The organism is Burkholderia sp. BCC1208 (assembly GCF_902833095.1).
GTDB lineage: Bacteria > Pseudomonadota > Gammaproteobacteria > Burkholderiales > Burkholderiaceae > Burkholderia.
Genome location: NZ_CADFDY010000006.1, coordinates 34875 through 58536, shown reverse-complemented (window position 1 = coordinate 58536; position 23662 = coordinate 34875). Strand labels below are relative to the sequence as shown.

General features: G+C 68.2%; 20 protein-coding genes and 1 tRNA gene. 5 read left to right on the top strand and 16 right to left on the bottom strand.

The window, feature by feature from the left end:
* Positions 1 to 11: 11 nt before the first annotated feature.
* A complete protein-coding gene (argA, locus tag HWX09_RS15315; RefSeq protein WP_027784893.1) occupies positions 12 to 1391 on the top strand; it encodes an amino-acid N-acetyltransferase in 1380 nt (459 codons plus the stop codon).
* Between the two features lie 53 nt (positions 1392 to 1444).
* Positions 1445 to 1720: an oxidative damage protection protein gene (locus tag HWX09_RS15310; protein WP_027784894.1), complete on the top strand. Its 276-nt coding sequence runs from the start codon at positions 1445 to 1447 to the stop codon at positions 1718 to 1720.
* A gap of 152 nt (positions 1721 to 1872) precedes the next feature.
* Here the strand turns inward: HWX09_RS15310 and HWX09_RS15305 are convergent, their stop codons facing one another.
* The 3 genes from HWX09_RS15305 to HWX09_RS15295 form a co-directional block, all read right to left on the bottom strand.
* On the bottom strand, positions 1873 to 3285 hold the full coding sequence (locus HWX09_RS15305; protein ID WP_027784895.1) for an MFS transporter: 1413 nt from the start codon (positions 3283 to 3285) through the stop codon (positions 1873 to 1875).
* A gap of 88 nt (positions 3286 to 3373) precedes the next feature.
* Complete coding sequence (locus HWX09_RS15300; protein ID WP_027784896.1) at positions 3374 to 4570, bottom strand: CoA transferase; 1197 nt, start codon at positions 4568 to 4570, stop codon at positions 3374 to 3376.
* The gene (locus HWX09_RS15295; RefSeq protein WP_027784897.1) at positions 4567 to 6318 is read right to left on the bottom strand and encodes an acyl-CoA dehydrogenase family protein; all 1752 of its coding nucleotides are present in this window, start codon (positions 6316 to 6318) and stop codon (positions 4567 to 4569) included. Before HWX09_RS15295 ends, HWX09_RS15300 begins: the two co-directional genes overlap by 4 nt.
* 172 nt (positions 6319 to 6490) lie before the next feature.
* On the opposite strand from HWX09_RS15295, the gene HWX09_RS15290 reads away from it, so the two are divergent.
* Positions 6491 to 7393, top strand: coding sequence for a LysR family transcriptional regulator (locus HWX09_RS15290; RefSeq protein ID WP_027784898.1), 903 nt, complete (start codon positions 6491 to 6493; stop codon positions 7391 to 7393).
* A 12-nt stretch (positions 7394 to 7405) separates the two neighbouring features.
* Here the strand turns inward: HWX09_RS15290 and HWX09_RS15285 are convergent, their stop codons facing one another.
* The 4 genes from HWX09_RS15285 to HWX09_RS15270 form a co-directional block, all read right to left on the bottom strand.
* Positions 7406 to 8824, bottom strand: coding sequence for an amino acid permease (locus HWX09_RS15285; RefSeq protein WP_027784899.1), 1419 nt, complete (start codon positions 8822 to 8824; stop codon positions 7406 to 7408).
* Positions 8825 to 8915: 91 nt separating this feature from the next.
* Positions 8916 to 9953 carry a porin gene (locus HWX09_RS15280; RefSeq protein WP_027784900.1) on the bottom strand — a complete coding sequence of 346 codons (1038 nt, stop codon included), beginning with the start codon at positions 9951 to 9953 and terminating at the stop codon, positions 8916 to 8918.
* A gap of 104 nt (positions 9954 to 10057) precedes the next feature.
* Positions 10058 to 10444, bottom strand: a complete 387-nt coding sequence (locus tag HWX09_RS15275; RefSeq protein WP_027784901.1) for a RidA family protein — start codon at positions 10442 to 10444, stop codon at positions 10058 to 10060.
* Positions 10445 to 10477: 33 nt separating this feature from the next.
* Entirely contained in the window at positions 10478 to 11692 is a 1215-nt protein-coding gene (locus tag HWX09_RS15270; protein ID WP_027784902.1) for an amino acid aminotransferase, read from the bottom strand.
* A 191-nt stretch (positions 11693 to 11883) separates the two neighbouring features.
* On the opposite strand from HWX09_RS15270, the gene HWX09_RS15265 reads away from it, so the two are divergent.
* On the top strand, positions 11884 to 12366 hold the full coding sequence (locus HWX09_RS15265) for an Lrp/AsnC family transcriptional regulator (RefSeq protein ID WP_027784903.1): 483 nt from the start codon (positions 11884 to 11886) through the stop codon (positions 12364 to 12366).
* An 82-nt stretch (positions 12367 to 12448) separates the two neighbouring features.
* Positions 12449 to 12523 (top strand) — tRNA-Val (locus HWX09_RS15260).
* A gap of 116 nt (positions 12524 to 12639) precedes the next feature.
* Here HWX09_RS15260 and HWX09_RS15255 read toward each other — a convergent pair.
* The 9 genes from HWX09_RS15255 to hutC form a co-directional block, all read right to left on the bottom strand.
* On the bottom strand, positions 12640 to 14034 hold the full coding sequence (locus HWX09_RS15255; protein WP_027784904.1) for an aspartate aminotransferase family protein: 1395 nt from the start codon (positions 14032 to 14034) through the stop codon (positions 12640 to 12642).
* Between the two features lie 28 nt (positions 14035 to 14062).
* Positions 14063 to 15400 carry a glutamine synthetase family protein gene (locus tag HWX09_RS15250; RefSeq protein ID WP_027784905.1) on the bottom strand — a complete coding sequence of 446 codons (1338 nt, stop codon included), beginning with the start codon at positions 15398 to 15400 and terminating at the stop codon, positions 14063 to 14065.
* A 12-nt stretch (positions 15401 to 15412) separates the two neighbouring features.
* Positions 15413 to 16219, bottom strand: coding sequence for a gamma-glutamyl-gamma-aminobutyrate hydrolase family protein (locus tag HWX09_RS15245; RefSeq protein ID WP_027784906.1), 807 nt, complete (start codon positions 16217 to 16219; stop codon positions 15413 to 15415).
* Positions 16220 to 16962: 743 nt separating this feature from the next.
* The gene (gene hutG / locus HWX09_RS15240) at positions 16963 to 17760 is read right to left on the bottom strand and encodes an N-formylglutamate deformylase (protein WP_027784907.1); all 798 of its coding nucleotides are present in this window, start codon (positions 17758 to 17760) and stop codon (positions 16963 to 16965) included.
* A 59-nt stretch (positions 17761 to 17819) separates the two neighbouring features.
* Complete coding sequence (locus HWX09_RS15235) at positions 17820 to 19196, bottom strand: formimidoylglutamate deiminase (RefSeq protein WP_027784908.1); 1377 nt, start codon at positions 19194 to 19196, stop codon at positions 17820 to 17822.
* A gap of 197 nt (positions 19197 to 19393) precedes the next feature.
* A complete protein-coding gene (hutI, locus tag HWX09_RS15230) occupies positions 19394 to 20617 on the bottom strand; it encodes an imidazolonepropionase (protein ID WP_027784909.1) in 1224 nt (407 codons plus the stop codon).
* A gap of 4 nt (positions 20618 to 20621) precedes the next feature.
* Positions 20622 to 21233, bottom strand: coding sequence for a HutD family protein (locus HWX09_RS15225; protein ID WP_027784910.1), 612 nt, complete (start codon positions 21231 to 21233; stop codon positions 20622 to 20624).
* Positions 21234 to 21235: 2 nt separating this feature from the next.
* A complete protein-coding gene (gene hutU, locus HWX09_RS15220) occupies positions 21236 to 22924 on the bottom strand; it encodes a urocanate hydratase (RefSeq protein WP_027784911.1) in 1689 nt (562 codons plus the stop codon).
* Between the two features lie 39 nt (positions 22925 to 22963).
* Positions 22964 to 23659 carry a histidine utilization repressor gene (gene hutC / locus HWX09_RS15215; RefSeq protein ID WP_027784912.1) on the bottom strand — a complete coding sequence of 232 codons (696 nt, stop codon included), beginning with the start codon at positions 23657 to 23659 and terminating at the stop codon, positions 22964 to 22966.
* Positions 23660 to 23662 lie beyond the last annotated feature (3 nt).

Here is a 23662-nt window from a genome sequence, read left to right as displayed (position 1 = left end):
TAATCCCGCCCATGAATTCCCAAACCGACCTCCCTCCCGCCCAGACCGGCGCCGCGACGCCGCCGGCCGCCGACGATTCGGCCGCCAGCCACGCGCAGTTCGTCGACTGGATGCGCTCCGTCGCGCCCTATATCCACAAGTTCCGCAACAGCACGTTCGTCGTGGGGTTCGGCGGCGAGGTGGTGCAGCAGGGGCTGCTGAATGCGCTCGTGTCCGACATCGCGCTCCTGCAGGCGATGGGCATCCAGATCGTGCTGGTGCACGGCTCGCGCCCGCAGGTCGAGGAGCAGCTGAGCCTGCACGGTGTCGAATCCGAGTTTTCGCACGGCCTGCGCATCACCGATGCGCGCGCGCTCGAATCCGCGAAGGAAGCGGCCGGCGAAGTGCGTCTCGACATCGAGGCCGCGATCAGCCAGGGGCTGCCGAACTCGCCGATGGCGCACGCGCACATCAGCGTCGTGTCGGGCAACTTCGTGACCGCGCGGCCGGTGGGGATTCTCGACGGGGTCGATTTCGCGCACACGGGCATCGTGCGCAAGATCGACGCCGAATCGATCCGTCATTCGCTCGCGAGCCGCAAGCTCGTGCTGCTGTCGCCGCTCGGTTTCTCGCCGACCGGCGAGGCGTTCAACCTGTCGATGGAAGACGTCGCATCGGCGGCCGCGATCGCGCTGCGCGCCGACAAGATCATCTTCCTGACCGACGGGCCCGGCATCGTCGACGACGAAGGCGAGCTGGTGCGCGAAATGTCGCTCGACGCGGCCGCCGAGCTGCTCGATTCCGGCAACATCCAGGGCGACGACGGGTTCTTCCTGAAGCATTCGATCCGCGCCTGCCGCGGCGGCGTGACCCGCGCCCACCTGATCCCGCAGTCGCTCGACGGCAGCATGCTGCTCGAACTGTTCCTGCACGACGGCGTCGGCACGATGATCTCGTACGAGAACCTCGAAAGCCTGCGCGAAGCGACGCCGGACGACGTCGGCGGCATCCTGTCGCTGATCGAGCCGCTCGAGTCGGACGGCACGCTGGTGCGGCGCGGCCGCCACCAGATCGAACGCGACATCGACCACTTCTCGGTGATCGAGCACGATGGCGTGCTGTTCGGCTGCGCGGCGCTGTACCCGTACCAGCAGGAAAAGATCGGCGAAATGGCGTGCCTGACGGTGGCGCCCGAAGCGCAGGGCTCGGGCGACGGCGAACGCCTGCTCAAGCGCATCGAGCAGCGCGCCCGCGCGCGCGGCCTCACGCACATCTTCGTGCTCACGACGCGCACCGAGCACTGGTTCCTCAAGCGCGGCTTCGTCAAGGTCAGCGTCGACGACCTGCCGGAAGACCGTCGCAAACTCTATAACTGGCAGCGCAAGTCGCTCGTGCTGATGAAGCAGCTCTGAGCACCGGCACGACTGCCCCTCCCCCCAGACACCGATTACAGGAGAAGTACACGATGGCTCGAATGATTCAATGCGCGAAGCTCGGCAAGGAAGCCGAAGGCCTCGATTTCCCGCCGCTGCCGGGCGAACTCGGCAAGCGCATTTACGAGAGCATCTCGAAGGAAGCGTGGCAAGGCTGGCTCAAGCAGCAAACGATGCTGATCAACGAAAACCGCCTGAACATGGCCGACCCGCGCGCGCGCCAGTACCTGATGAAGCAGACGGAGAAGTACTTCTTCGGCGACGGCGCGGACCAGGCGTCGGGCTACGTGCCGCCGACGGAAGGCTGAGCGCCGCGAATCGCGAATCGCGCGGGGCCGGTCGCGCGAATCAAGCAAACGGCACCGTGCAATCGCACGGTGCCGTTTGCTTTTGGGGGAGCGCCATCGACGCGGACCCGCCGGTGCGCTCGATGGCGTCCCGACGAGCCGCCGTGCCCGGCTCATCCCGCCGGTTTCAACGTGCCGCGATCGTCCGGCGGCGCACCTGCGCCGGATGGGTGGTCCGCGCCGGCGCCTTCCGTGCCCCATTCCGCCGCATCGCTGCGTTCGGCCGTCGACAGTTCGTCCGCGCGATATCCGGTGCGATTCAGCAGCGCCAGCATGCACGCCAGCGACACGAGCGCATAAAGCCCCGACGCGATCGCGACGCCGACGATGCTGCCCGTCGCGTTCAGGATCGCCTGCGCGAGCACCGGCGTGCCGCCGCCGACCACCAGCGCGCTCAACTGATACGCGAGCGACAGGCCCGTATAGCGGATGTTGGCCGGGAACACGCGCGCGAGCACGCCGCCGACCGCGCCGTAGAACATCGCCGACGGAATCGTCGAAATGCACATGCCCGCGACGGCGACCCAGTATGAACCCGTCGCGAGCGCATGGAACATCACGGGCATCAACACGATTTCCGGGATCAGGATCCAGCACATCGCGCGCCGCATGTCGACCTTCGACACGAACCACGCGCCGACCGGCTGCATCAGAAATTGCACGACGAGCGAGATCGACAGGATGCCGAGGAACGTGCCCTGCGCGTAACCGAGCGTCTTCGTCGCCCACGACAGCGCGAACGTGCTGCGGAAATACGTGACGTTGATCACCGGCAGCGTGCCGGCCGCGAGCAGCACGACCACCCAGTGATCGCGCACGACGTCGCGCAGCGGCAGCTTCACCGTGCGCTTGCGCGCGAGCACGCGCTGCATGTCGACCGACTCCTCGAGCCTCAGCCGGATCACCATGCCGATGATCACGAGCACGGCCGACAGCAGGAACGGAATGCGCCAGCCCCACATCAGGAACGACGGCGTCGGCAGCGCGCTCAGCGCGAAGAACGCGGCCGTGGCCAGCAGGTTGCCGGTGGGCGAGCCCTGCTGCGCGAACGCCGCATACAGGATGCTGCGGTGCTTCGGCGCGTTCTCGCTCGCGATCAGCACCGCGCCGCCCCACTCGCCGCCGACCGCGATGCCCTGCAGCACGCGCAGCACGACGAGGCCCGCCGGCGCCCATACGCCGATCGACGCATAGCCGGGAAGCAGGCCGATGCCGGTCGTCGCCAGCCCCATCATCACCAGCGTGATCACGAGCGCGGTCTTGCGGCCGACGCGATCGCCGAGATGCCCGAATACGATCCCGCCGAGCGGCCGCGCCGCGAAACCGGCCCAGAACGTGACGAATGCGAGCAGTGTCGCGACGCCGGGATCCATCGTGCTCGAAAAGAATACCTTGCCGAACACGAGCGCCGCGGCCGTGCCGTAGATGTAGAAGTCGTACCACTCGATCGTGGTGCCGACGAACGCCGCGAAGGCGGCGCGGCCGGGCCGCGGCTGCGCGGCGGGCGGGGATTGCGGACGGCTCATCGATGTCTCCATGTTGGTGATCGGGGGCGCGACTGTCGCGCGCCTTTCCCGGGTGGCCGGCATTGCGCCGCCGGCCGGTGGCGTCATGTCAGTCGGACGCCGTTTTCAGCAGGCCGGCATCGAGCAGTTGCTGCTGAAGTGCGCGATCGACGCCGAGCCGATCGAGCACCGCCCGCGTGTCGCGACCGAGCGCGGGCGGCGCCGACCGGTAGGTGGCCGGCGTGCGCGACAGCTTCACCGGCGACGCGGTGCCGCGATACGCGCCGATCTCGACAAACAGGTTGCGGTGCAGCGCATGCGGATCGTGCGCGACGTCGGCCACCGTGCGCACCGGCCCGCACGGCACGCCGGCCGCCATCAGGTCGCGCGCGAGCGGCTCGCACGCGTGCGCGGCGAGCCGCGTTTCCAGTTCGGCCTTCAGCTCGGGCCGGTGCGCGCAGCGGCTGCGGTTGTCGACGAAACGCGGATCGCCGGCGAGCGCCGGCGCACCGAGATGCGCGACGAGCCGCGCGAACTGCCGGTCGTTGCCGACCGCGAGAAAGATCGGCACCGTGGCCGTGCGGTAGCTGTCGTACGGCGCGATGTTCGGATGCGCGTTGCCGCTGCGTTCCGGTACGCGGCCCGAACCGAAGAAGTTCGGCAGGTGCGGATGCAGGAGCGACACGCCGCAGTCGTACAGCGCCACGTCGATCGACTGCCCGCGCCCGCTCTTCTCGCGCTCCGCGAGCGCCAGCAGGATGCCGGCCAGCGCGTTGAGCCCCGTGACCATGTCGACGATCGGCAAGCCGATGCGCGTCGCGCCGCCATCGCGTTCGCCGTTCACGCTCATCAGCCCGGCCATCGCCTGGATCACCGCGTCGTAGCCCGGCAGGCCGCCGAGCGGGCCGTCGTCGCCGAAGCCCGTCACCGCGCAGTGGATCAGGCGCGGAAAGCGCGGCTGCAGGTCGCGTGCGTAGTCCATGCCCCAGCGCGCGAGCGTGCCCGGCTTGAAATTCTCGACAAGCACGTCGGCCTCTTCGAGCAGGCGCCACAGGATCGCCCGCCCTTCGTCGTGCGACAGGTCGAGCGCGAGCCCTTCCTTGTTGCGGTTCACGCCCATGAAATACCAGGCCGTGTCGCCGAGGAACGGCGGCCCCCAGCCGCGCGTCTCGTCGCCGCCGGGCGGCTCGATCTTGACCACCGTCGCGCCGTGATCGGCGAGCGCCTGCGTGCAGTACGGGCCGCCGAGCACCCGGCTCAGGTCGACGACCTTCAGGCCGTCCAGTGCGCCACGCGTCGCGCTCATCGCTCGACCTCCGGCAGCAGGTCGAGCGCCGTATCGAGCGCGACCGGCAGGCCGCGCAGCAGCGCGTCGGACGCGGCCGATTCGTCGTCGCGCGATGCCGGCGCGAGCGGATCGACCGGCAGCAGCTTGTGCCGCACGATCAGGTGCGCCAGCGCGAGACGCCTGAAATCCGGCGCGAGCCGTGCGCCCTCGCAGGCCATCAGCACGGCCGCGCTCGCGTAATACAGCGCGGACGCGGCCTGCCGCACGCGCGCGTCGTCGCCCTCCTCGGCGACCCGCGCGAGCGCATCGCAGGCCCGCGCGAGAATGCGCCGCAGCGCCGTGCGGCTCGCGTCGGGCAGCGGCGCCGCGCCCAGACGATCGCCGAGGAACGTGCGCAGCGCGTCGAGCGCATGCTCGCGCTGCGCGGCGCGCGCGACATCGAGCGCGACGATGTTGCTCGTGCCTTCCCAGATCGAACCGAGGTGCGCGTCGCGCACGAGCCGCGCATCGCTCCATTCCTCGATATAGCCGGTGCCGCCGCGCACTTCCATCGCATCGCCCGTCACGCGGCGTGCGTCGCGGCATGCGCGGAACTTGATCAGCGGCGTCAGGATCCGCACGCAGCGCGCGGCCTGCTCGTCGCCCGCATCGGCCTGCGGCAGCAGCAGCGCGATCTGCATGAACATCGCGCGCGCGGCCTCGGCCGGCAGCAGCATCTTCATCAGTTGGCGCTGCATCAGCGGCATCTCGATCAGCTTGCGGCCGAACGCGTCGCGATGCGCGGCGACGTGCAGCGCCTCGTTCAGCGCGCGCCGCATCAGCCCGGCCGCGCGCACGCCGTTCGACAGCCGCGACATGTTGATCATGTCGGCCATCTGGTGAAAGCCGCGCCCGATCTCGCCGATCAGGTAAGCCTGCGCGCCTTCGAGCGCGATCTCGCCGCTCGCCATCGAACGGCTGCCGAGCTTGTCCTTCAGGCGCACGATCCGGTAGCGGTTGCGCGTGCCGTCCGGCAGCGTCTTCGGCAGCAGGAACAGCGCGAGGCCCTTGATGCCGTCCGGCGCGCCGTCGGGCCGCGCCAGCACCATCGCGAGATCGGCGTCGGCATTCGAGCAGAACCACTTGTCGCCGGTCAGGCGCCAGACCGTCTCGCCGTGCGCGTCGGTTTCGCGGGTCGCGCGCGTCGCGATACGGCCGACATCGGAGCCGGCCGCCTGCTCGGTCATGAACATCGCGCCCTGGTACAGCGTGTCGAAGTCGCGCGACGCGAGCCTCGGCAGGTAGCGCGCGACGAGCGCGGGATCGCCGAAGCGGCGCAGCGTGCGCGTCAGCGAATCGGTCATGCTGACCGGGCAGCACAGCCCGAATTCCGCCTGCACGAACAGGAACGTCAGCGCGTACTTGACGAGCGGCGGCACGGTGTCGGATCCATGACTCAGCGACGCGAGCCCGAGCTCCGCATACGCGACCCGTTCGAGCGCGACGTAGGCCGGGTCCTTGTCGATCCGCTGCACGGCCTCGCCGCGCCGGTCGCGGTGCTCGAGCACGGGCGGATGCTTGTCCGCGCGCGACGCCCATTCGTCGAGTTCGTCCGATACGCGCTCGCCCAGCGCGCGTAGCCGCGGCTCGAGTTCGGCATAGTGCGCGTCGCCGAGATGCAGCTTCAGCAACGCGCCAAGATCGGGATCGACGGTGAAGAAATTGATGCCCCGGCTGTCGGGGATATTGGATGCGCCGGTGTCCGGCGTGCGAGCGGTGTCGTTCATTCGTGCGTCTCCTGGATTGCCTGCTCGTCGGCCGCGGCGGACGCCGCAGCGCCCGGATGGCCCGGTGCAAAGCCTTCGCAGAGCGTAGGCGCGCGATCGATAAGCGTCCAATACACGATTTGTCCGGTACGATAGATATCGCTTATCGATGCCGACGCCGGGAGGAGACACCATGGAACTGAGGCAGTTGCGCTACTTCGTGGCGGTTGCCGAGGAGCTGCATTTCGGGCGCGCAGCGAAGCGCCTGTTCATCTCGCAGCCGGCGCTGAGTTTCGACATCCGCAAGTTCGAGGATGCGCTCGGCGTGCTGCTCTTCTCGCGCACCAACAAGACCGTCGCGCTGACCAATGCGGGCGAGGTGCTGCTCGGCGAAGCGCGCCGGCTGCTGCTGCAGGCGGCCGAAGCCGAGCGCCTGACGGTGCGCTCCGCATCGGGGCTCGCCGGGCGCCTGCGGATCGGCTTCGTCCACTCGATGCTGTATCGCGGGCTGCCCGATGCGGTGCGGCGCTTCGAGGCCGACTATCCGGGCGTCGAGGTCGTGCTGAGCGAGATGAACACGCATGCGCAGGTGCAGGCGATCCAGCGCGGCCAGATCGATCTCGGCTATGCGCACTGGGGCCACTTCCCGCCCGAGGTCGAATCGGCGCCGGTCTATGCGGAGCCGTTCGTGTGCTGCCTGCCGGCCGCGCATCCGCTCGCGCGGCGCAGGCAGGTCGCGCTCGCCGCGCTCGCGACAGAACCCTTCATCCTGTTTCCGCGCGAAGCAGCGCCGCACTATCACGACCTGATCATCGCGCAGTGCGTGAACGCGGGATTCAGTCCGCTGATCCGTCACGAGGCGCGGCTGTGGCAGACGATCCTGTCGATGATCGAGTTCGGGATGGGCATCGCGCTGGTGCCGCGCGTGCTGCAGCAGGCGAAAAGCGACCGGCTCGCGTTCCTGCCGCTGAGGGATGCGTCGCTCGAATCGCGCACGCTCGCGCTGAAACGCAGCGGCACCGCCGAACCGGTGGCGCTGCGCTTTGCCGGCTACGTGCGCGCGTCGATCGACGCGCTGCCCGCGCTGCCGGGCTGAGCGGGCGGCTCGCTACTTCGCTTCAGGCTGCAGCGCCGGCTGCGGGCGGCGATACCACACCGCGTACACGACCGAGAGCGCAATCAGGAACGGAATGCCGAAGATCAGCGTCATGTGGAATTCGGCCGTGAAGTAGGTCGTCACCATCACCGCGAGCATCAGGCCCGCGCCGAGCAGCGTCAGCAGCGGAAAACCGCGCATCCGGAATGCGGGCGCAGGCAGGCCGAGCGCCGCGCGGCGGCGCCGGAAGCAGTAATGCGTGACGAAGATCATCATCCACGTAAACAGTGCGCCGAACATCGACACCGCCATCATGATCGTGAACGACGCGTCCGGATACAGCACGCTCAGCACCGTCGCGAGCGCGATGCCGAGCGTCGACAGCATCAGCGCGCCGAACGGCACGCCGCGCGCGCTCACTTCGCCGAGCGCCTTCGGTGCATGCCCCGCGCGCGACAGGCTGAACATCATCCGCGTCGTGATGTAGAGCTGGCTGTTCATCGCGGACAGCGCGGCGACCAGCACGACGAAGTTGATCAGCCCGGCCGCGCCCGGCAGGCGGATCGCCTCCATCACCTTCACGAACGGGCTTTCGTCGCGCCCCGCCGCCGTCCACGGCACGATCGCGAGCATCAGCGCGAGCGTGACGAGGTAGAACAGTACGAGCCGCACGATCGTCGAGCGGAACGCACGCGTGACCGCGCGCTCGGGATCCTCCGCTTCGCCGGCCGCGACCGCGATCATCTCGATGCTCAGGTAGCTGAAGATCGACACGATCACCGCGACCCACGTCCCCCACGGGCCCTTCGGAAAGAAGCCGCCGTGATCCGTGTAGTGGTGGAAGCCCGCGCGCGCCGCGCCGTCGCCGACCAGCCCCGGATTGCCGAACACGACATACGCGCCGAGCACGATGAAGCCGACGATCGCCGCGATCTTCACGACCGAGAAACCGTATTCGACCGCGCCGAACACGTCGACGCTGCGCGCGTTGATGAACACCAGCAGCGCCGAGAAACCGACGATCCACAGCCAGCCGGGCACGCCCGGAAACCAGTACTTCATGTACAGCGCGATCGCGGTGACTTCGGTGCCGACCGCGAGCACGATGCACGCCCAGTACGCGTAGCGCACGAGGAACCCGGCCCATGGGCTCACGTAATGCTCGGCGTATGCGCCGAACGAACCGGATGTCGGGTGCGCGACCGTCATCTCGGCGAGACAGCCCATCAGCAGCAGCGAGATGAACGCACCGATCGCATAGCTGACGAGCACGCTCGGGCCCGCGAAGCCGATCGCGAAGCCGCTGCCGAGAAAGAGACCGGTGCCGATGGCGCCGCCGATCGCGATCATCGCCATCTGCCGTGCGGAAAGCGTGCGGCGCAGACCTTGCTCGCGCGCCGCGATATGCTGGAATTGCCCTTCTGGTTGCATCGAATGACCTCGTTCGAAAGCGATTGTCCGGTCGAAACGTCGGCGGCGCGCGGGCCGGCGCCGGACCGGCCGGCCGCCGCGCGCCGCGGGTTCAGAACAGATGGCGCAGGCCGGCCGCGATGCCCGTCTGGTTGCCGCGCCCGGGCATTTCGGTGAACGCGCCGCCGGTCACGCGGTTGTAGTCGACCGTCGCGTAGACCTGCGTCGCCTTCGACAGTGCGTACTCGGCCTCGAGCACGCCCGTATAGCGCTTGCCGACGTTGCCGGCGACGCCGTTGACGTTGCGGATGTCGTCGTAATACGCGACGCCCGTCACCGACACCGCAGGCGTGACCTTGACGCTCGCGCCCGTGTAGAAGATCGCGTCGCGGCGCGGGTTGTCCGCGAACGACCCGTAGCTCACCTGGCGGCCCGGCGCGTTCAGCAGCGCCTCGTCGAGCACGCCCGAGCGATCGATGCCGCCGAGATAACCCGCGTACAGCGTCGCCGCGCCGAATGCGTAGCGCGCGCCCGCCCCCCACGCCTGCTGCGCGCGCCTCTTCAGGTCGCGCACCTGCTGGTACGTCGCGCCGACCATCAGGCCGCCCTGCGTGTACGACACGCGCGTGCCCCAGTATGCATTCGCGCCGAGGCTGCCCGCGACGCCGCCGAAGCCGTAGCTCGCGCCGACGTTCAGCCCGCCGAACGTGCCGTCGTAACTGACGACGTTGCTCGCGCGGCCTTGCGTGAGGAAGTACGGCCACATGTTGGCCGTGTAGTTGCCGACCGTCAGCGGATCGAGATCGCCGAACAGGTTGAACGCCTCGGTCGCCTGGCGGCCGAGCTTCACGGTACCCCAATCGCTCGCGAGGCCGACATACGCGTAGCGGCCGAACAACGCGCCGTCGAACTGCCCGTTTTGCGGCTCGAAGCCGCTCTCGAGCCGGAAGATCGCCTGCAGCCCGCCGCCGAGCGCTTCGCTGCCCTTCAGCCCCCAGCGGCTGTTCGTGATCGCGCCGTTGGTCATCTGCACGCCCGCGTCGTTCGACGCGTCGGCATGCGTCGTGTAGCGGATGCTCTGGTCGACGATGCCGTACAGCGTCACGCTGCTCTGCGCCGACGCACTGCTCGCGGCGAGCGCGCCCGCCATCATTGGCAGTGCCAATCGATAAATCTTCCTCATGTTCTCCTCCAGTCTTGTTTTCGTTTCCTGTTGATCGTGGTAACTACCCACCGCGCAACGCGGTGTTCCTGCTAGGCGCGCGCCGCCGGCAACGCAACGTACGCGACGAGCTCGACGCGCATCGCCGGATGCGCGAAACCCTGCACGCCGACGCACGTACGGTTCGGATAGGGTTCCCGGAAGTGGCGCCGGTATTCGGCGTCGAATTCGGGCATCGCCTTCACGTCGGACAGGTAGACGAGCACCTGCGCGACATCGTCCATCGTCGCGCCGGCCGCCGCGACGGCCGTCGCGAGATTCTCGAGCGTGACGCGCGCCTGCTCGGCCATCGTGTCGCCGACGATCGCGCCGGACGCAGCGACCGGCCCGTGACCGGTAAACATCAGCCCGCAGGCGCGGGTCGCCCACGAGAACGGTTGCGCGAGCAGCGGCAAGTCGACCGGGATCGTTTCAGCCATCGTACGTTATCCTTATGATCGGGATCGGGACGCTCAGGCGGCCTGGCGCGACGCACCGCCGAGCACGTCGGCGATCGCGTTCGCGACATGGTCGACGTTCGCGTCGTTCAGGCCCGCGATGCACATGCGGCCCGAGCGCAGCAGATAGACGCCGTGCGATGCCCGCAGCCGGTCGACGTCGGCCGCGGCGATGCCCGTATAGCTGAACATCCCGCGCTGCGCGACGAGCGCGTCGAACGCGCGCCCCGGCAGGCCCGCATCGAGGCGCGCCTTCAGTTCGCCGCGCATCCGCTTGATGCGCGTGCGCACCTGCGCGACTTCGTCTTCCCAGCGCGCGCGCAGCGCGTCGTCGTTCAGCACCGTCGACACGAGCTGCGCACCGAACAGCGGCGGGCTCGAATAGGTGCGGCGCACGCCGGCCTGCAATTGGCTCAGCACCGTCGCGGCCTCGCCCGCGTTCGCGCAGACGATCGACAACCCGCCGACGCGCTCGCCGTACAGCGAGAAGTTCTTCGAGAACGAGTTGCCGACGATCGCCGGCAGCCCCGCATCGACGATCGCGCGCACGGCCCATGCATCATCGGCGAGACCGTCGCCGAAACCCTGGTACGCCATGTCGAGGAACGGAATCAGCCCGCGCCGCGCGAGCACGGCGATCACCGCGCGCCATGCATCGCGGTCGAGGTCGAGCCCTGTCGGGTTGTGGCAGCACGGCTGCAGCAGCACGACGCTGCGCGCCGGCAACGCGTCGAGCGTCGCGAGCATCTCTTCGACGCGGATGTCGTTGCGCGCTGCGTCGTGGTACGGATACGTGTGCACCTCGAGGCCGGCCGCCGAGAAGATCACGCGATGGTTGTCCCACGTCGGGTCGCTGATCCAGATCGCGCTGTCGGGGAAATAGCGCTTCACGAATTCCGCGCCGAGCCGGATCGCGCCCGATCCGCCTAGCGTCTGCAGCGTCGCGATGCGCCCTTCCGCGAGCGCCGCGCAATCGTCGCCGAAGACGAGGCGCTGCACGCCCTGCCGGTAGGCGGCGAGCCCTTCCATCGGCAGATACGTATGCGGCGCATCGGCTTCGCGCAAGCGCCCTGCCGCGACGCGCGTGCTGTCGAGCACCGGAATCCGGCCCGTGTCGTCGTAGTAAAGGCCGATGCTCAGGTTGACCTTGTGCGGATGCGCATCCTGCTGGAAGGCCTGGAACAGCGACAGGATCGGATCGCCCGGATAGGCGGGAACGTGTTCGTACATGGCGGAATGACGGTAAAGATTGAAGGCGGCGGCACGACCGGCGGCATCGCGTTGCGTCGGGCCGTGCGGTCGAGGCATGGGGCGCATGTTATCGAGGACGAAATAGAATGAGCTTCACTTTTCGATGACGAATCGCGCCGATTGCAGTAGAGTCTGCGATTCCTATCTAAAAATTCATCGGATTCTGCGAAATGGCTCTGGATCGAACCGACATGCGAATCCTCCGGCACCTCGAACGTGACGGTCGCATCAGCAATCAGGACCTCGCGAACGCGGTCGCGCTGTCGCCGTCGGCATGCCTGCGTCGCGTGAAGCTGCTCGAGGAACGCGGCGCCATTTCGGGGTATCGCTGCACGATCGAGCCGAAGAAGGTCGGCGTCGCGTTCGAGGCGCTCGTGCATGTGTCGATGCGGCCGGACGTGCCCGAGTGGCACGACCGGTTCGTCGAAGCGATCCAGCAGTGGCCGGAAGTCATCGCGGCGCAGATCGTGACGGGCGGATCGAACTACGTGCTGACGGTTCGCGCGCGCGACCTCGATCATTATTCGGACTTCGTTATCAATCGGCTGCACCGCGCGGCGGGCGTGATGTCGATCAATTCGAGCATCGTGCTCGCGACGCTCAAGCGCGACGGTTCGATCCTCGATCTCGTCGAGCCGTCGACGGCCGGCTGACCGATCGTTGCGCCGGCCTGAAAAAAATTTGCGGAAAGGGCTTTACGAACCCAAAAAGCTCTGACATAATTTCAGCTTCTTTGGGCGGTTAGCTCAGCGGTAGAGCACTGCCTTCACACGGCAGGGGTCACTGGTTCGATCCCAGTACCGCCCACCAAAGAATTCAAGGGCCTGCGTCTCACGACGCAGGCCCTTTTCGTTTTGGCGACGCGCGTGCCCTGCGTGATGCGAGCGCCGCACCATTCGACGCCACACCCTCACGCAGCCGCCGGCTTACCGTACCTGCCCCACCCGCTCCGCCGTCGCGTCGAACGCGCGCTTCGCCTTGTCGACGATCTCGTCGACCTCCGCCTCGCGAATCACGAGCGGCGGCGACAGCAGCATCCGGTCGCCGGTCGCGCGCATGATCAGGTTGCCGTTGAAGCAGAAGTCGCGGCAGATCGTGCCGACGTCGACGTCCGCGCCGAAGCGCTCGCGCCGGTGCCGGTCGCGCGCCAGTTGAACGCCGGCGACGAGCCCCGCTCCCGCAATCTCCCCGACGATCGGATGATCGCCCAGCGCGTCGCGCAGGCGGCGCTGGAAATACGGGCCGATATCGGTCTTCACGCGCTCGACGATGCCTTCGTCGCGCAGCAACTTCAGGTTCGCGACCGCGACGGCCGCCGCCACCGGGTGGCCCGAGTACGTGAGGCCGTGATTGAATTCGCCGTTGTCGATGATCGGGCGCGCGATGCGCTCGTGGATGCCCACCGCGCCCATCGGCACATAGCCCGACGTGAGACCCTTCGCCATCGTGATCAGGTCCGGCTCGAAGCCGAAGTGCTGGTGCGCGAACCATTCGCCGGTGCGCCCGAAGCCGCCGATCACTTCGTCGGCGACGAGCAGGATGTCGTACTGGCGGCAGATCCGCTGGATTTCCGGCCAGTACGTCGACGGCGGGAAGATCACGCCGCCCGCGCCCTGGAACGGCTCGCCGATGAACGCCGCGACGTTCTCCGCGCCGAGTTCGAGGATCTTCGCTTCGAGCTGCCGCGCACGCGCGAGACCGAATGCTTCCGGCGTCTCGCCCGGCTGCGCCTCGCCGAAGAAATACGGCTGGTCGATGTGCACGATGTGCTCGACCTTCGACGGCATCTGCTCGTGCATGTAGCCCATCCCGCCGAGCGTGCCGCCTGCGATGGTGGAGCCGTGGTAGCCGTTCCTGCGCGAGATCACGTACTTCTTCTGCGGCTTGCCCTGTACGCGCCAGTATTGATGCACGAGACGCAGCACGGTGTCGTTGCCTTCCGAGCCGCTGTTGCAATAGAAGAAGTGGTTGAAGCCGGCGGGCGTCACTTCCGCGAGCATCGCGGAGAGTTCGATCACCGGCGGATGCGTGGTCTTGAAGAACGTGTTGTAGAACGGCAGTTCCTGCAGCTGGCGATACGCGGCGTCGGCGAGTTCCTTGCGGCCGTAGCCGACGTTCACGCACCAGAGGCCGGCCATCCCGTCGATCACCTTGTTGCCGTCCGAGTCCCACAGGTAGACGCCGTCGGCCTTGACGATCACGCGGCTGCCCGCGCGATTGAGCGCGCCCATGTCCGAGAACGGATGGATGTGGTGCGCGGCGTCGAGCGCGCGAAAATCGGCGGTCGAGTGCGGCGAAAAAGCTTCGTTTCGATCGGTCATGTTTTCTCCGTCAAACAGCGCCGCACGCTCACACGTGCAGCAGCAAATGCCTGCGTTCCCACGAGCTGATCACGCGGAAGAACGCTTCGTATTCGGTCTCCTTCAACGCGAGGTAGGCCTTCACGAACTTGTCGCCGAGAATGCCGGCGAGCGGCTCGCACGCGGCCATCAGCGAGATACCTTCCTCGAGGTTGCGCGGCAGTTGGTACGGCAAGTCGTAGCCGTCGGATGCGATCGGCTCGGTCGGCGCGAGTTGTTGCGTCATGCCGAGATAGCCGGCGGCGAGCGTCGCCGCCAACGCGAGGTACGGGTTGCAGTCGACGCCCGGAATCCGGTTCTCGATGCGCCGCGCGACCGGCGTCGACTGGGGAATCCGGAACCCGACCGTACGGTTGTCGTAGCCCCACTGCACGTTGATCGGCGCGGCCATGAAGCGCGACAGGCGGCGGTACGAATTGATGTACGGCGCGAAGATCGGCATCAGCGCCGGCGTGTACTTCTGCAGCCCCGCCAGATAGCTGTGGAACAGCGGCGACACGGCGCCGTTTTCGTCGGCGAACAGATTGCGCCCGGTGCGCATATCCGCGAGGCTCTGATGAATGTGCATCGCGGAACCCGGCTCGTTTTCCATCGGCTTGGCCATGAACGTCGCATACATGTTGTGGCGCAGCGCGGCCTCCCGCACCGTGCGCTTGAACAGGAACACCTGGTCGGCCAGCGGCAGCGCGTCGCCATGCACGAAGTTGATCTCCATCTGCGCGGCGCCCACTTCATGAATCAGCGTCTCGATATCGAGGCCCTGCATTTCGCAGTATTCGTAGATGTCCTCGAACAGCGGATCGAACTCGTTGACGGCCTCGATCGAATACGACTGGCGGCCGGTTTCCGCCCGCCCCGTTCGACCGACGGGCGGGCGCAACGGCAAGTCGGGATCGGCGTTCATGTCGACCAGATAGAACTCCAGTTCGGGCGCGACCACGGGCTTCCAGCCCTTCGCCTCGTACAGGTCGAGCACGCGGCGCAGCACGTAACGCGGCGAGATCTCGACCGGCGAGCCGTCGAAATGCACGCAATCGTGGATCACCTGCGCGGTCGGATCGACCGCCCACGGGATCAGGCAGATCGTCGACGGATCCGGCACGCACACCATGTCGGGATCGGTCACGCCGGTCAGCGTGCCGTCCTCCGGATAGTCGCCGGTGACGGTCTGCACCATCACGGCCTGCGGCAGGCGCATCGATTCGCCGGACTCGAATTTGTTGCGCGGAATGATCTTGCCGCGCGCGATGCCCGCCATGTCGGGAATGATCGCCTCGACTTCGGTGATGCGGTGCTGTCGCAGGAATTCGCTCAGTTCGGGTTGCATGATCGGCCTCGTTCAGTCGATGTCGGATGCGGCCGGCGACGGCGTCGTGCCGCCGGCCGCATGAATGCGGCGGGTCATGTGCGCGCGGCACGCCGCGCCGAATGCCGCGAAGATGTCGCGCGACAGCGGCTGCTCCGCGTAGCGCCACTCGGGATGCCACTGCACGCCCAGCGCGAATGCACGCGCGCCACGCACGCTGACGGCCTCGACCAGTCCGTCGGGCGCGCTCGCTTCGATCGCGAGCCCCGCGCCCAGGTGCGCGATGCCCTGGTCGTGCAGCGAATTGACGGTCGCCTCGTGCGCGCCGTGCGCGACCCGCTGCAGCAGGCCGCCGGGTGCGAGCTGCACGACGTGCGCGGGACCGTACTGCCGTTCGAGCGGATCGTCCGGTCGTTCGCGATGGTCGTCGAAGCCGGTCGTCGCATGCAGCCGCTGATGCAGCGTGCCGCCATAGGCGACGTTCAGCTCCTGCATGCCGCGGCAGATCGCGAGCACGGGCACGCCCGCGCCGATCGCCGCGCGGATCAGCGGCAACGCGGTCGCATCGCGCGCCGGATCGTGCAGCATGTCGGGCGCGCTCGCGGCGCCGCCGTAATGATGCGGCTCCACGTTCGAATAGCTGCCCGTCAACAGCAGCCCGTCGATGGCCCCGGCGATCGCGTCGGCCGGCTGCCGCACGCCGAGCGCGGGCAGCACGAACGCCAGCGCGCCGGCGCCGTCGACGACGGCGGCGAGGTACTTCTCGCCCGCCGTGTGGTTCGGATGCGCACCGCGCAGGATGCGGTCGGCGGTCACGGCTACGATCGGTCGCGCACGCATCGGCGTCTCTCCGGTGATGGCGCGCGACACGCTTGCGCGCACAACGATGCAGGTTCTCGGGTGCGCTGCACGCGCGCGCCATCGCGCAACGCACGCGCAAACGCCAGCGCATGCGCGAGCCTGCCGCGCGAACGCCGCGGCAACAGGCGGTGCGGTCCGGGACGGAAGCGGAAAGGGGCGCTAGGGCAACAACGATGCGCTGCCGTCGCACTGCACCGCGCTGAACACGTGCGCGGTCACGAGATTGAAGCAGCGCGGGCCGCGATGGGAAATGGCGAAGAAGCGAGGCTCGCGTAACGGGGCGGCGCGCGTGCCGCGATCAGCATGCCGGTTCGGCCCGGCCTGAGGCGGCGCGCCCGCCGACGGACTTCGCGTCCGGCGTATCGAAGGGCTGGCGGCTTTCACGATCGTACTCGACTGACTGATGAAGACAGGACACGTGTCGCAATGCCGCGTGGCGGCACGTGAGCAAGACGTCTCGCGGCGGATTCCGGTGCAGGCCGGCCATCGTCGATGGCCTCGCCGCCGGCACGCGCGTGACGACTTCCTGACATTCAGCTTATATCACTTAAAAATTGCGTCAAATTTTCAGGTGCCGATGACGACATCGATCAGACGAAAAAAACGGCATCGACCCGCGCGGGATCGATGCCGTTTTTGTGCGCTGCACCGGCTTGCCTGCTACGTGTCGACGGGGCGTGACGCGCCGCCGCGCCGCGCTGCCGCATGGCAGCGGCCCGTGCTCAACGATGCGCGAGCGCGGTTTCGACGAGCGCCTGCAGCAGCGGCACGATCCGCGCTGCACGCGCTTCGTCGTACGCGTACGGACGCGTCTCTTCCATGTACGTGATTTGCGACAGTTCAAGCTGCACGGCCTCGACACCAGTGTCGGGCACGCCATAGTGACGCGTGATGTAGCCGCCCTTGAAGCGCCCGTTCGCGACGGCCATATAACCGCCATGCGCGAGCACGCGCGCAGCCAGCGCCTCCGCGAGGCCGGGCGCAGCACTCGCGCCGCTCGACGTGCCGAAGTTGAAATCCGGCAGGCGGCCGTCGAAGAAACGCGGCACGTGCGAGCGGATCGAATGCGCTTCCCACACAAGCACGCGGCCGTGTTCGCCCTTCAGGCGCGCGATCTCGCGTTGCAGCGCGTCGTGATACGGCAGCCAGTAACGGTCGCGGCGACGCATGATCTCGTCGTTGCCGGGCAGCGCGTTCGCCGGATAAAGCGGCGCCTTGTCGAACGTATCGACCGGCACGAGCCCCGTCGTGTCCTGCCCCGGATACAGGTTCTCGTTGTCGGGCGGACGGTTCAGGTCGACGACGTAACGCGCGTGCGACGGCACGAGGATCGATGCGCCGAGATCGGCCGCGAAGCCGTACAGCCGCTCGAGATGCCAGTCGCAATCGTCGACGAAGCGCGCGTCGGGCGTCATCGTCGCGGCGATGTCGTCGGGGATGTGCGTGCCTGCGTGAGGAATCGAGATCAGCAGCGGCAGCGTGCCCTGCTTCAGCGTGAATACAGCCGGTTGTTCAGTCATGTCGCATCACCGTAAGAGTCTGCCGGCGCACGCATGAAGCGTGCGCCGGTCGCCGCGCGTCAGCGCAGCAGTTGCGCCAGCGCGGCGCGGTAATCGGCATACGCGGCGGCTTCGTCGCGATGGCGGCGGCCGCTCACGACGCGCTCGCCGCCCGTGTAGACGTCGAGCACCGGCGTCTCGCCGTGCTCGGCGAACACGATGCCCGACAGCCATGCCGCGCTGCCGTGCTCGGCGATCGCCGGATGATCGGGATCGAGCACGAGCCAGTCGGCGCGGCAGCCTGCGCGCAGCGCGCCGATGCGTCGCCCGCTCGCCTGCGCGCCGCCGGCGAGCGACGCGTCGAACAGGCGATCGGCGACGTGCGCCTGCGACTCGCTCGCCAGCACGTTGCGCGCACGGTGCACGAGCCGCTGCCCGTATTCGAGCAGGCGCAGCTCCGAGCGCCACTCGACCGACGCGTGGCTGTCCGAGCCGATGCCGATCACGCCGCCCTGCGCGAGATAGTCGACGGCCGGAAACACGCCGTCGCCGAGGTTCGCTTCGGTCGTCAAGCACAGGCCCGCGACCGCGCGACGCTTCGCGAGCGCCGCCGTCTCGGCCGCGTCGACGTGCGTCGCGTGCACGAGACACCAGCGCGCATCGACGTCGAAGCGATCGAGCAGCCATTGTACGGGGCGTGCGCCGTAGGCACGAACGCAGTCGTCGACTTCGGCCGTCTGCTCGGCGATGTGGATGTGCACCGGCGCATCGTCGGGCAGCCCTTCGAGCAGCACGCGCAGCCCGTTTTCGGACACCGCGCGCAGCGAGTGCGGCGCGACGCCGTAGCGCAGCCCGCCGTGCTCGGGTGCCGCGCGACGCATCGCGTCGAGCAGTTCGAGCACGCCGTCGGGCGTGTTGATGAAGCGGCGCTGGTCGTCGCGCGGCGGCTTGTTGCCGAAGCCGGCGAACTGGTAGGACACGGGCAGCATCGTGATGCCGATGCCGGCCGCGCGCGCGGCATCGACCACGCGCGTGCCGAGCTCAGCGATCCGGGGATAGCGCGAGCCGTCCTGCGCGTGATGCACGTAGTGGAATTCGCACACCGACGTGTAGCCGCACTTGAGCATCTCGACATACAGCCAGCGTGCAATCGCCGCGAGCGCGTCGGGCGTGATCTTCAGCGCGAAGCGGTACATCAGGTCGCGCCAGCTCCAGAAGCTGTCGGCGGGATTCGCGCGGTATTCGGTGAGTCCCGCCATCGCGCGCTGGAACGCGTGCGAATGCAGGTTCGGCATGCCGGGCAGCACCGGCCCGGCCGCGCGCGCGACACCTGCCGGTGCAGCGGTGTCGGGCGTCACGTCGGTCAGCGTGCCGGTTGCGTCCCAGCGCAGCAGCACGTTGCGGCGCCAGCCATCGGGCAGGTAGGCATGGTCCGCGAACAACAGGGTATCGGTCATGGCGAGTCCTCATCGACCGGATCGAGCGCGTCAGCGTCTCGTCCGGCCCGGTGCCGCGGCCGGCAGGCGCGCGCGTCGCGCCCAGCGCCTGCCTCGCGGCGATCGACCGGACGGCGCGGTCGCGCGCCGGGTCCGGTCCCATGCAAAGCGTCGGCCGGACCGGGGCCGTCACGGCCCGGCCCGATCCGTCGCGAAACTTATCCGTTCATCCGGCGAAACACGGTCGTGCCGCCGCGTACGACCTGCTCGCACAGCGGCCGGCCGATCCAGTACGCCAGCTCGGCCAGCGAGCCAACCGACCAGACGGCGAAATCGGCCTGGCGACCGACCTCGAGCGCGCCGTGGCGATCCGCGCGGCCAAGCGCCGCGGCCGCATGGCGCGTGACGCCCTGCAGCACCTCGGGCACCGTCATGCGGAACAGCGTGCAGCCCATGTTCAGCGTCAGCAGCAGCGATTCGAGCGGCGACGTGCCGGGGTTGTGATCGGTCGCGAGTGCGATCGGCACGCCGTGCTTGCGCAGCAGCTCGATCGGCGGCAGTTGCGTTTCGCGGATGAAGTAGTACGCGCCCGGCAGCAGCACGGCGACCGTGCCGGCCGCCTTCATCGCCTCGATGCCGGCTTCGTCGAGAAATTCGAGATGGTCGGCGGACAGCGCGCGGTAACGCGCGGCGAGCGCCGTCCCGCCCGCATTCGACAGTTGCTCCGCATGCAGCTTCACCGGCAACCCGCGCCGCGTCGCGGCCTCGAACACGCGCTCGGTCTGCGCGAGCGAGAAGCCGATGCGTTCGCAGAACACGTCGACCGCGTCGACGAGCCCTTCATCGGCCAGCGTCGGCAGCATCCGGTCGCATACTTCGTCGATGTACGCGTCGGCGCGCCCCGCATATTCGGGCGGCAGCGCATGCGCGCCGAGGAAGGTCGTATAGACCGTGACCGGGAAGCGCTCGCCGAGCTGACGCGCGACGCGCAGCATCTTGCGCTCGCTCGCGAGGTCGAGCCCGTAGCCCGACTTGATCTCGATCGCGGTCACGCCTTCGGCGAGCAGCGGCTGCAGTCGTGCGGCGGCCTGCACGAACAGCGTCGTCTCGTCGGCCGCGCGCGTCGCGCGCACCGTCGACACGATCCCGCCGCCCTGCCGCGCGATTTCCTCGTAGCTGACGCCGGCGAGGCGCTGCGCGAACTCGTCGGCACGCGTGCCGCCGTACACGAGGTGCGTATGACAATCGACGAGGCCCGGCGTCACCCACGCGCCGTGCAGGTCCTCGCGCCGCCAGTGCGCATAGCCGTGCGGCAGCGCGGACAACGCGCCGAGCCACGCGATCGCGCCGGTTTCGTCGACGGCGATCGCCGCGTCGTCGATCGTCTCGTCGGGATGGCCGTGCGGACACAGCCTCAGGTGATGCCAGACAGTCGGTTTCATGCGTTCAGTCTCGTTCGCCGACGGTGAGCGATACGGCGAGCAGCGCGCCGCTTCCGCTCACGACGACGTCAAACGCACGCCGCGGCCCGTCGAGCCGCAACGTGTCCATTTCCTGCAGTGCATGGTGCGCGCCGTCGATCTCGACATCGACCGCACCCGTTGCACAGAACAGCAGCACGGTGTCGGCGTGCTCGATGCGGTGCGTGCCCCCGTGCCACACGTCGACCGACCCGCGCGCGGCCGAACGGCGCGTCATCAGGTTGAAGTCGCGCGTCGCGCCGTCGTGCAGCGTCGCGTCGATCGCCGTCTCGCCCGCGAAATCCGCACGGGTCAGCGGTGCGTCGAGCACGTGCCGGGTGCCGCCCGCTTCGGCGAGCGTCATGCCCGCGCCGGACAGCAGCACGAGCGTGCGGTCGACGCCGTCGAAACGCGAGAACGGCCCGGCCGTGCCGACGTCCGCAACGCTCACGCGCCAGGAGAACGCGTCGAGCGCGGCCCCCGGCGGAAACGCGCCGATCTCGCGCGTCACGCCGCCGCCGTTCTTCCACGGCGACGCGACGAGATCCGCTGCGCGGATCATCGTCGCGTTCACCGGCGCCTGGTCGAGCGCCGTCATGCTCAGCGGCCGAGCATCGGCAGCTTCAGGCCGGCTTCGCGGGCCGTCTGCTGCGCGAGTTCGTAGCCGGCATCCGCATGGCGCATCACGCCCGTCGCCGGGTCGTTCAGCAGCACGCGACCGAGACGCTCGTGCGCGTCGGCCGTCCCGTCGGCGACGATCACGACGCCCGAGTGCTGCGAGAAGCCCATGCCGACGCCGCCGCCATGGTGCAGCGACACCCACGATGCGCCGCCCGCGGTGTTCAGCAGCGCGTTCAGCAGCGGCCAGTCGCTGACGGCGTCCGAACCGTCCTTCATCGATTCCGTCTCGCGGTTCGGGCTCGCGACCGAACCGGTGTCGAGGTGGTCGCGGCCGATCACGATCGGGGCCTTCAGTTCGCCGTTCTTCACCATCTCGTTGAACGCCTGGCCGAGACGATAGCGATCGTTCACGCCGACCCAGCAGATCCGTGCCGGCAGGCCCTGGAACGCGATGCGCTCACGCGCCATGTCGAGCCAGTTGTGCAGGTGCGGATCGTCGGGGATCAGCTCCTTCACCTTCTGGTCGGTCTTGTAGATGTCTTCCGGATCGCCCGACAGCGCGACCCAGCGGAACGGGCCCTTGCCTTCGCAGAACAGCGGGCGGATGTATGCCGGCACGAAGCCCGGGAAGTCGAACGCGTTCTCGACGCCCATTTCCAGCGCCATCTGGCGGATGTTGTTGCCGTAGTCGAGCGTCGCCGCGCCGCGGTCCTGCAGCGCGAGCATCGCGCGCACCTGAACGGCCATCGATTGCTTCGCGACCTTCACGATGCTCTGCGGATCGACCTTCTGCGCCTCGCGCCATTGCGCGACGGTCCAGCCTTGCGGCAGGTAGCCGTTGATCGGGTCGTGCGCGCTCGTCTGGTCGGTCACGCAGTCCGGCGTGACGCCGCGTTCGACGAGTTCCGTGAACACGTCGGCCGCATTGCCGAGCAGGCCGATCGACACGGGCTTGCCGGTGCGCTTCGCTTCCTCGATCATGCCGAGCGCTTCGTCGAGCGTCGTCGCCTTCTTGTCGACGTAGCGCGTCTTCAGGCGGAAGTCGATACGCGTCTCGTCGCATTCGACCGCGATCATCGAGAAGCCGGCCATCGTCGCGGCCAGCGGCTGCGCGCCGCCCATCCCGCCCAGGCCGCCCGTCAGGATCCAGCGACCCGACGGATCGCCGTTGAAGTGCTGGTTCGCGACCGAGAAGAAGGTTTCGTAGGTGCCCTGCACGATGCCCTGGCTGCCGATGTAGATCCAGCTGCCGGCCGTCATCTGGCCGTACATCATCAGGCCCTTGCGGTCGAGCTCGTGGAAGTGATCCCAGTTCGCCCAGTGCGGCACCAGGTTCGAGTTCGCGAGCAGCACGCGCGGCGCATCCTTGTGCGTGCGGAACACGCCGACCGGCTTGCCCGACTGGATCAGCAGCGTTTCGTTCTCTTCGAGATCCTTCAGCGACGCGAGGATCTGGTCGTAGCATTCCCAGTTGCGCGCCGCGCGGCCGATGCCGCCGTACACGACGAGCGCGTGCGGATGCTCGGCGACTTCCGGGTCGAGGTTGTTCTGGATCATCCGGTAGGCCGCTTCGGCCAGCCAGGTCTTGCAGGTCTTCTCGCTGCCGCGCGGCGCGCGGATCGTGCGCGTCGGATCGAGACGGGGATCGATGTGTTTCGGATGGTTCATGACGACTGCTCCCGAAGGAAAGTGAATATCAATAAGGAATCAGAAATGCCCGGTGAAGCGATAACGGCTGCCGGGATGCCACAGATTCGCCACCGAGGCGACGACGCCCTGCGACCAGGTGCGCCGATGTAAAACCAGACACGGCTCGACGTCGTCCATCCGCAGCTGCTCGCGCCGCTCCGGCGCCGGGGCCGCCGCTTCGATCCGGTACTCGACCCGCTGCAGCGGCGCCGCGCGCATCAGGTACAGGTTCGGCGTCGTGTTCGTGAAATCCTGCTCGGCGTAATCCGGCGCGACCGCCGGATTCACCCATCGTTCTTCGAGCTGCACCGGCTCGTCGTTCTCGAAGTGCAACACCTGCGAATGAAACAGCTTCGCGCGCACGGCCACCTGCATCTCGTCGGCGAGCGCCTCGTCGGCGCGGATCGTCTCGAGGCCGAGCACGCTGGCGCGATACGCATGCCCGCGCGCGTCGACCTCCTCCGAGATGCTGCGGATCGCCACCAGCGTCGACTCGTACTTCGGCCGCGCGACGTAGGTGCCGGCGCCCTTCATGCGCGTGAGCACCTGCTCGGCCGTCAACTCGCGCAGCGCGCGGTTGACGGTCATGCGCGCCACCTTGAACTCGCGCGCCAGCTCGTTCTCGGACGGCACCTGGTCGCCCTCCTCCCACTCGCCTGCGTGGATGCGGGCCAGGATGAAGTCCTTGATCTCCTGGTAGACCGGCGCGCTCATGGG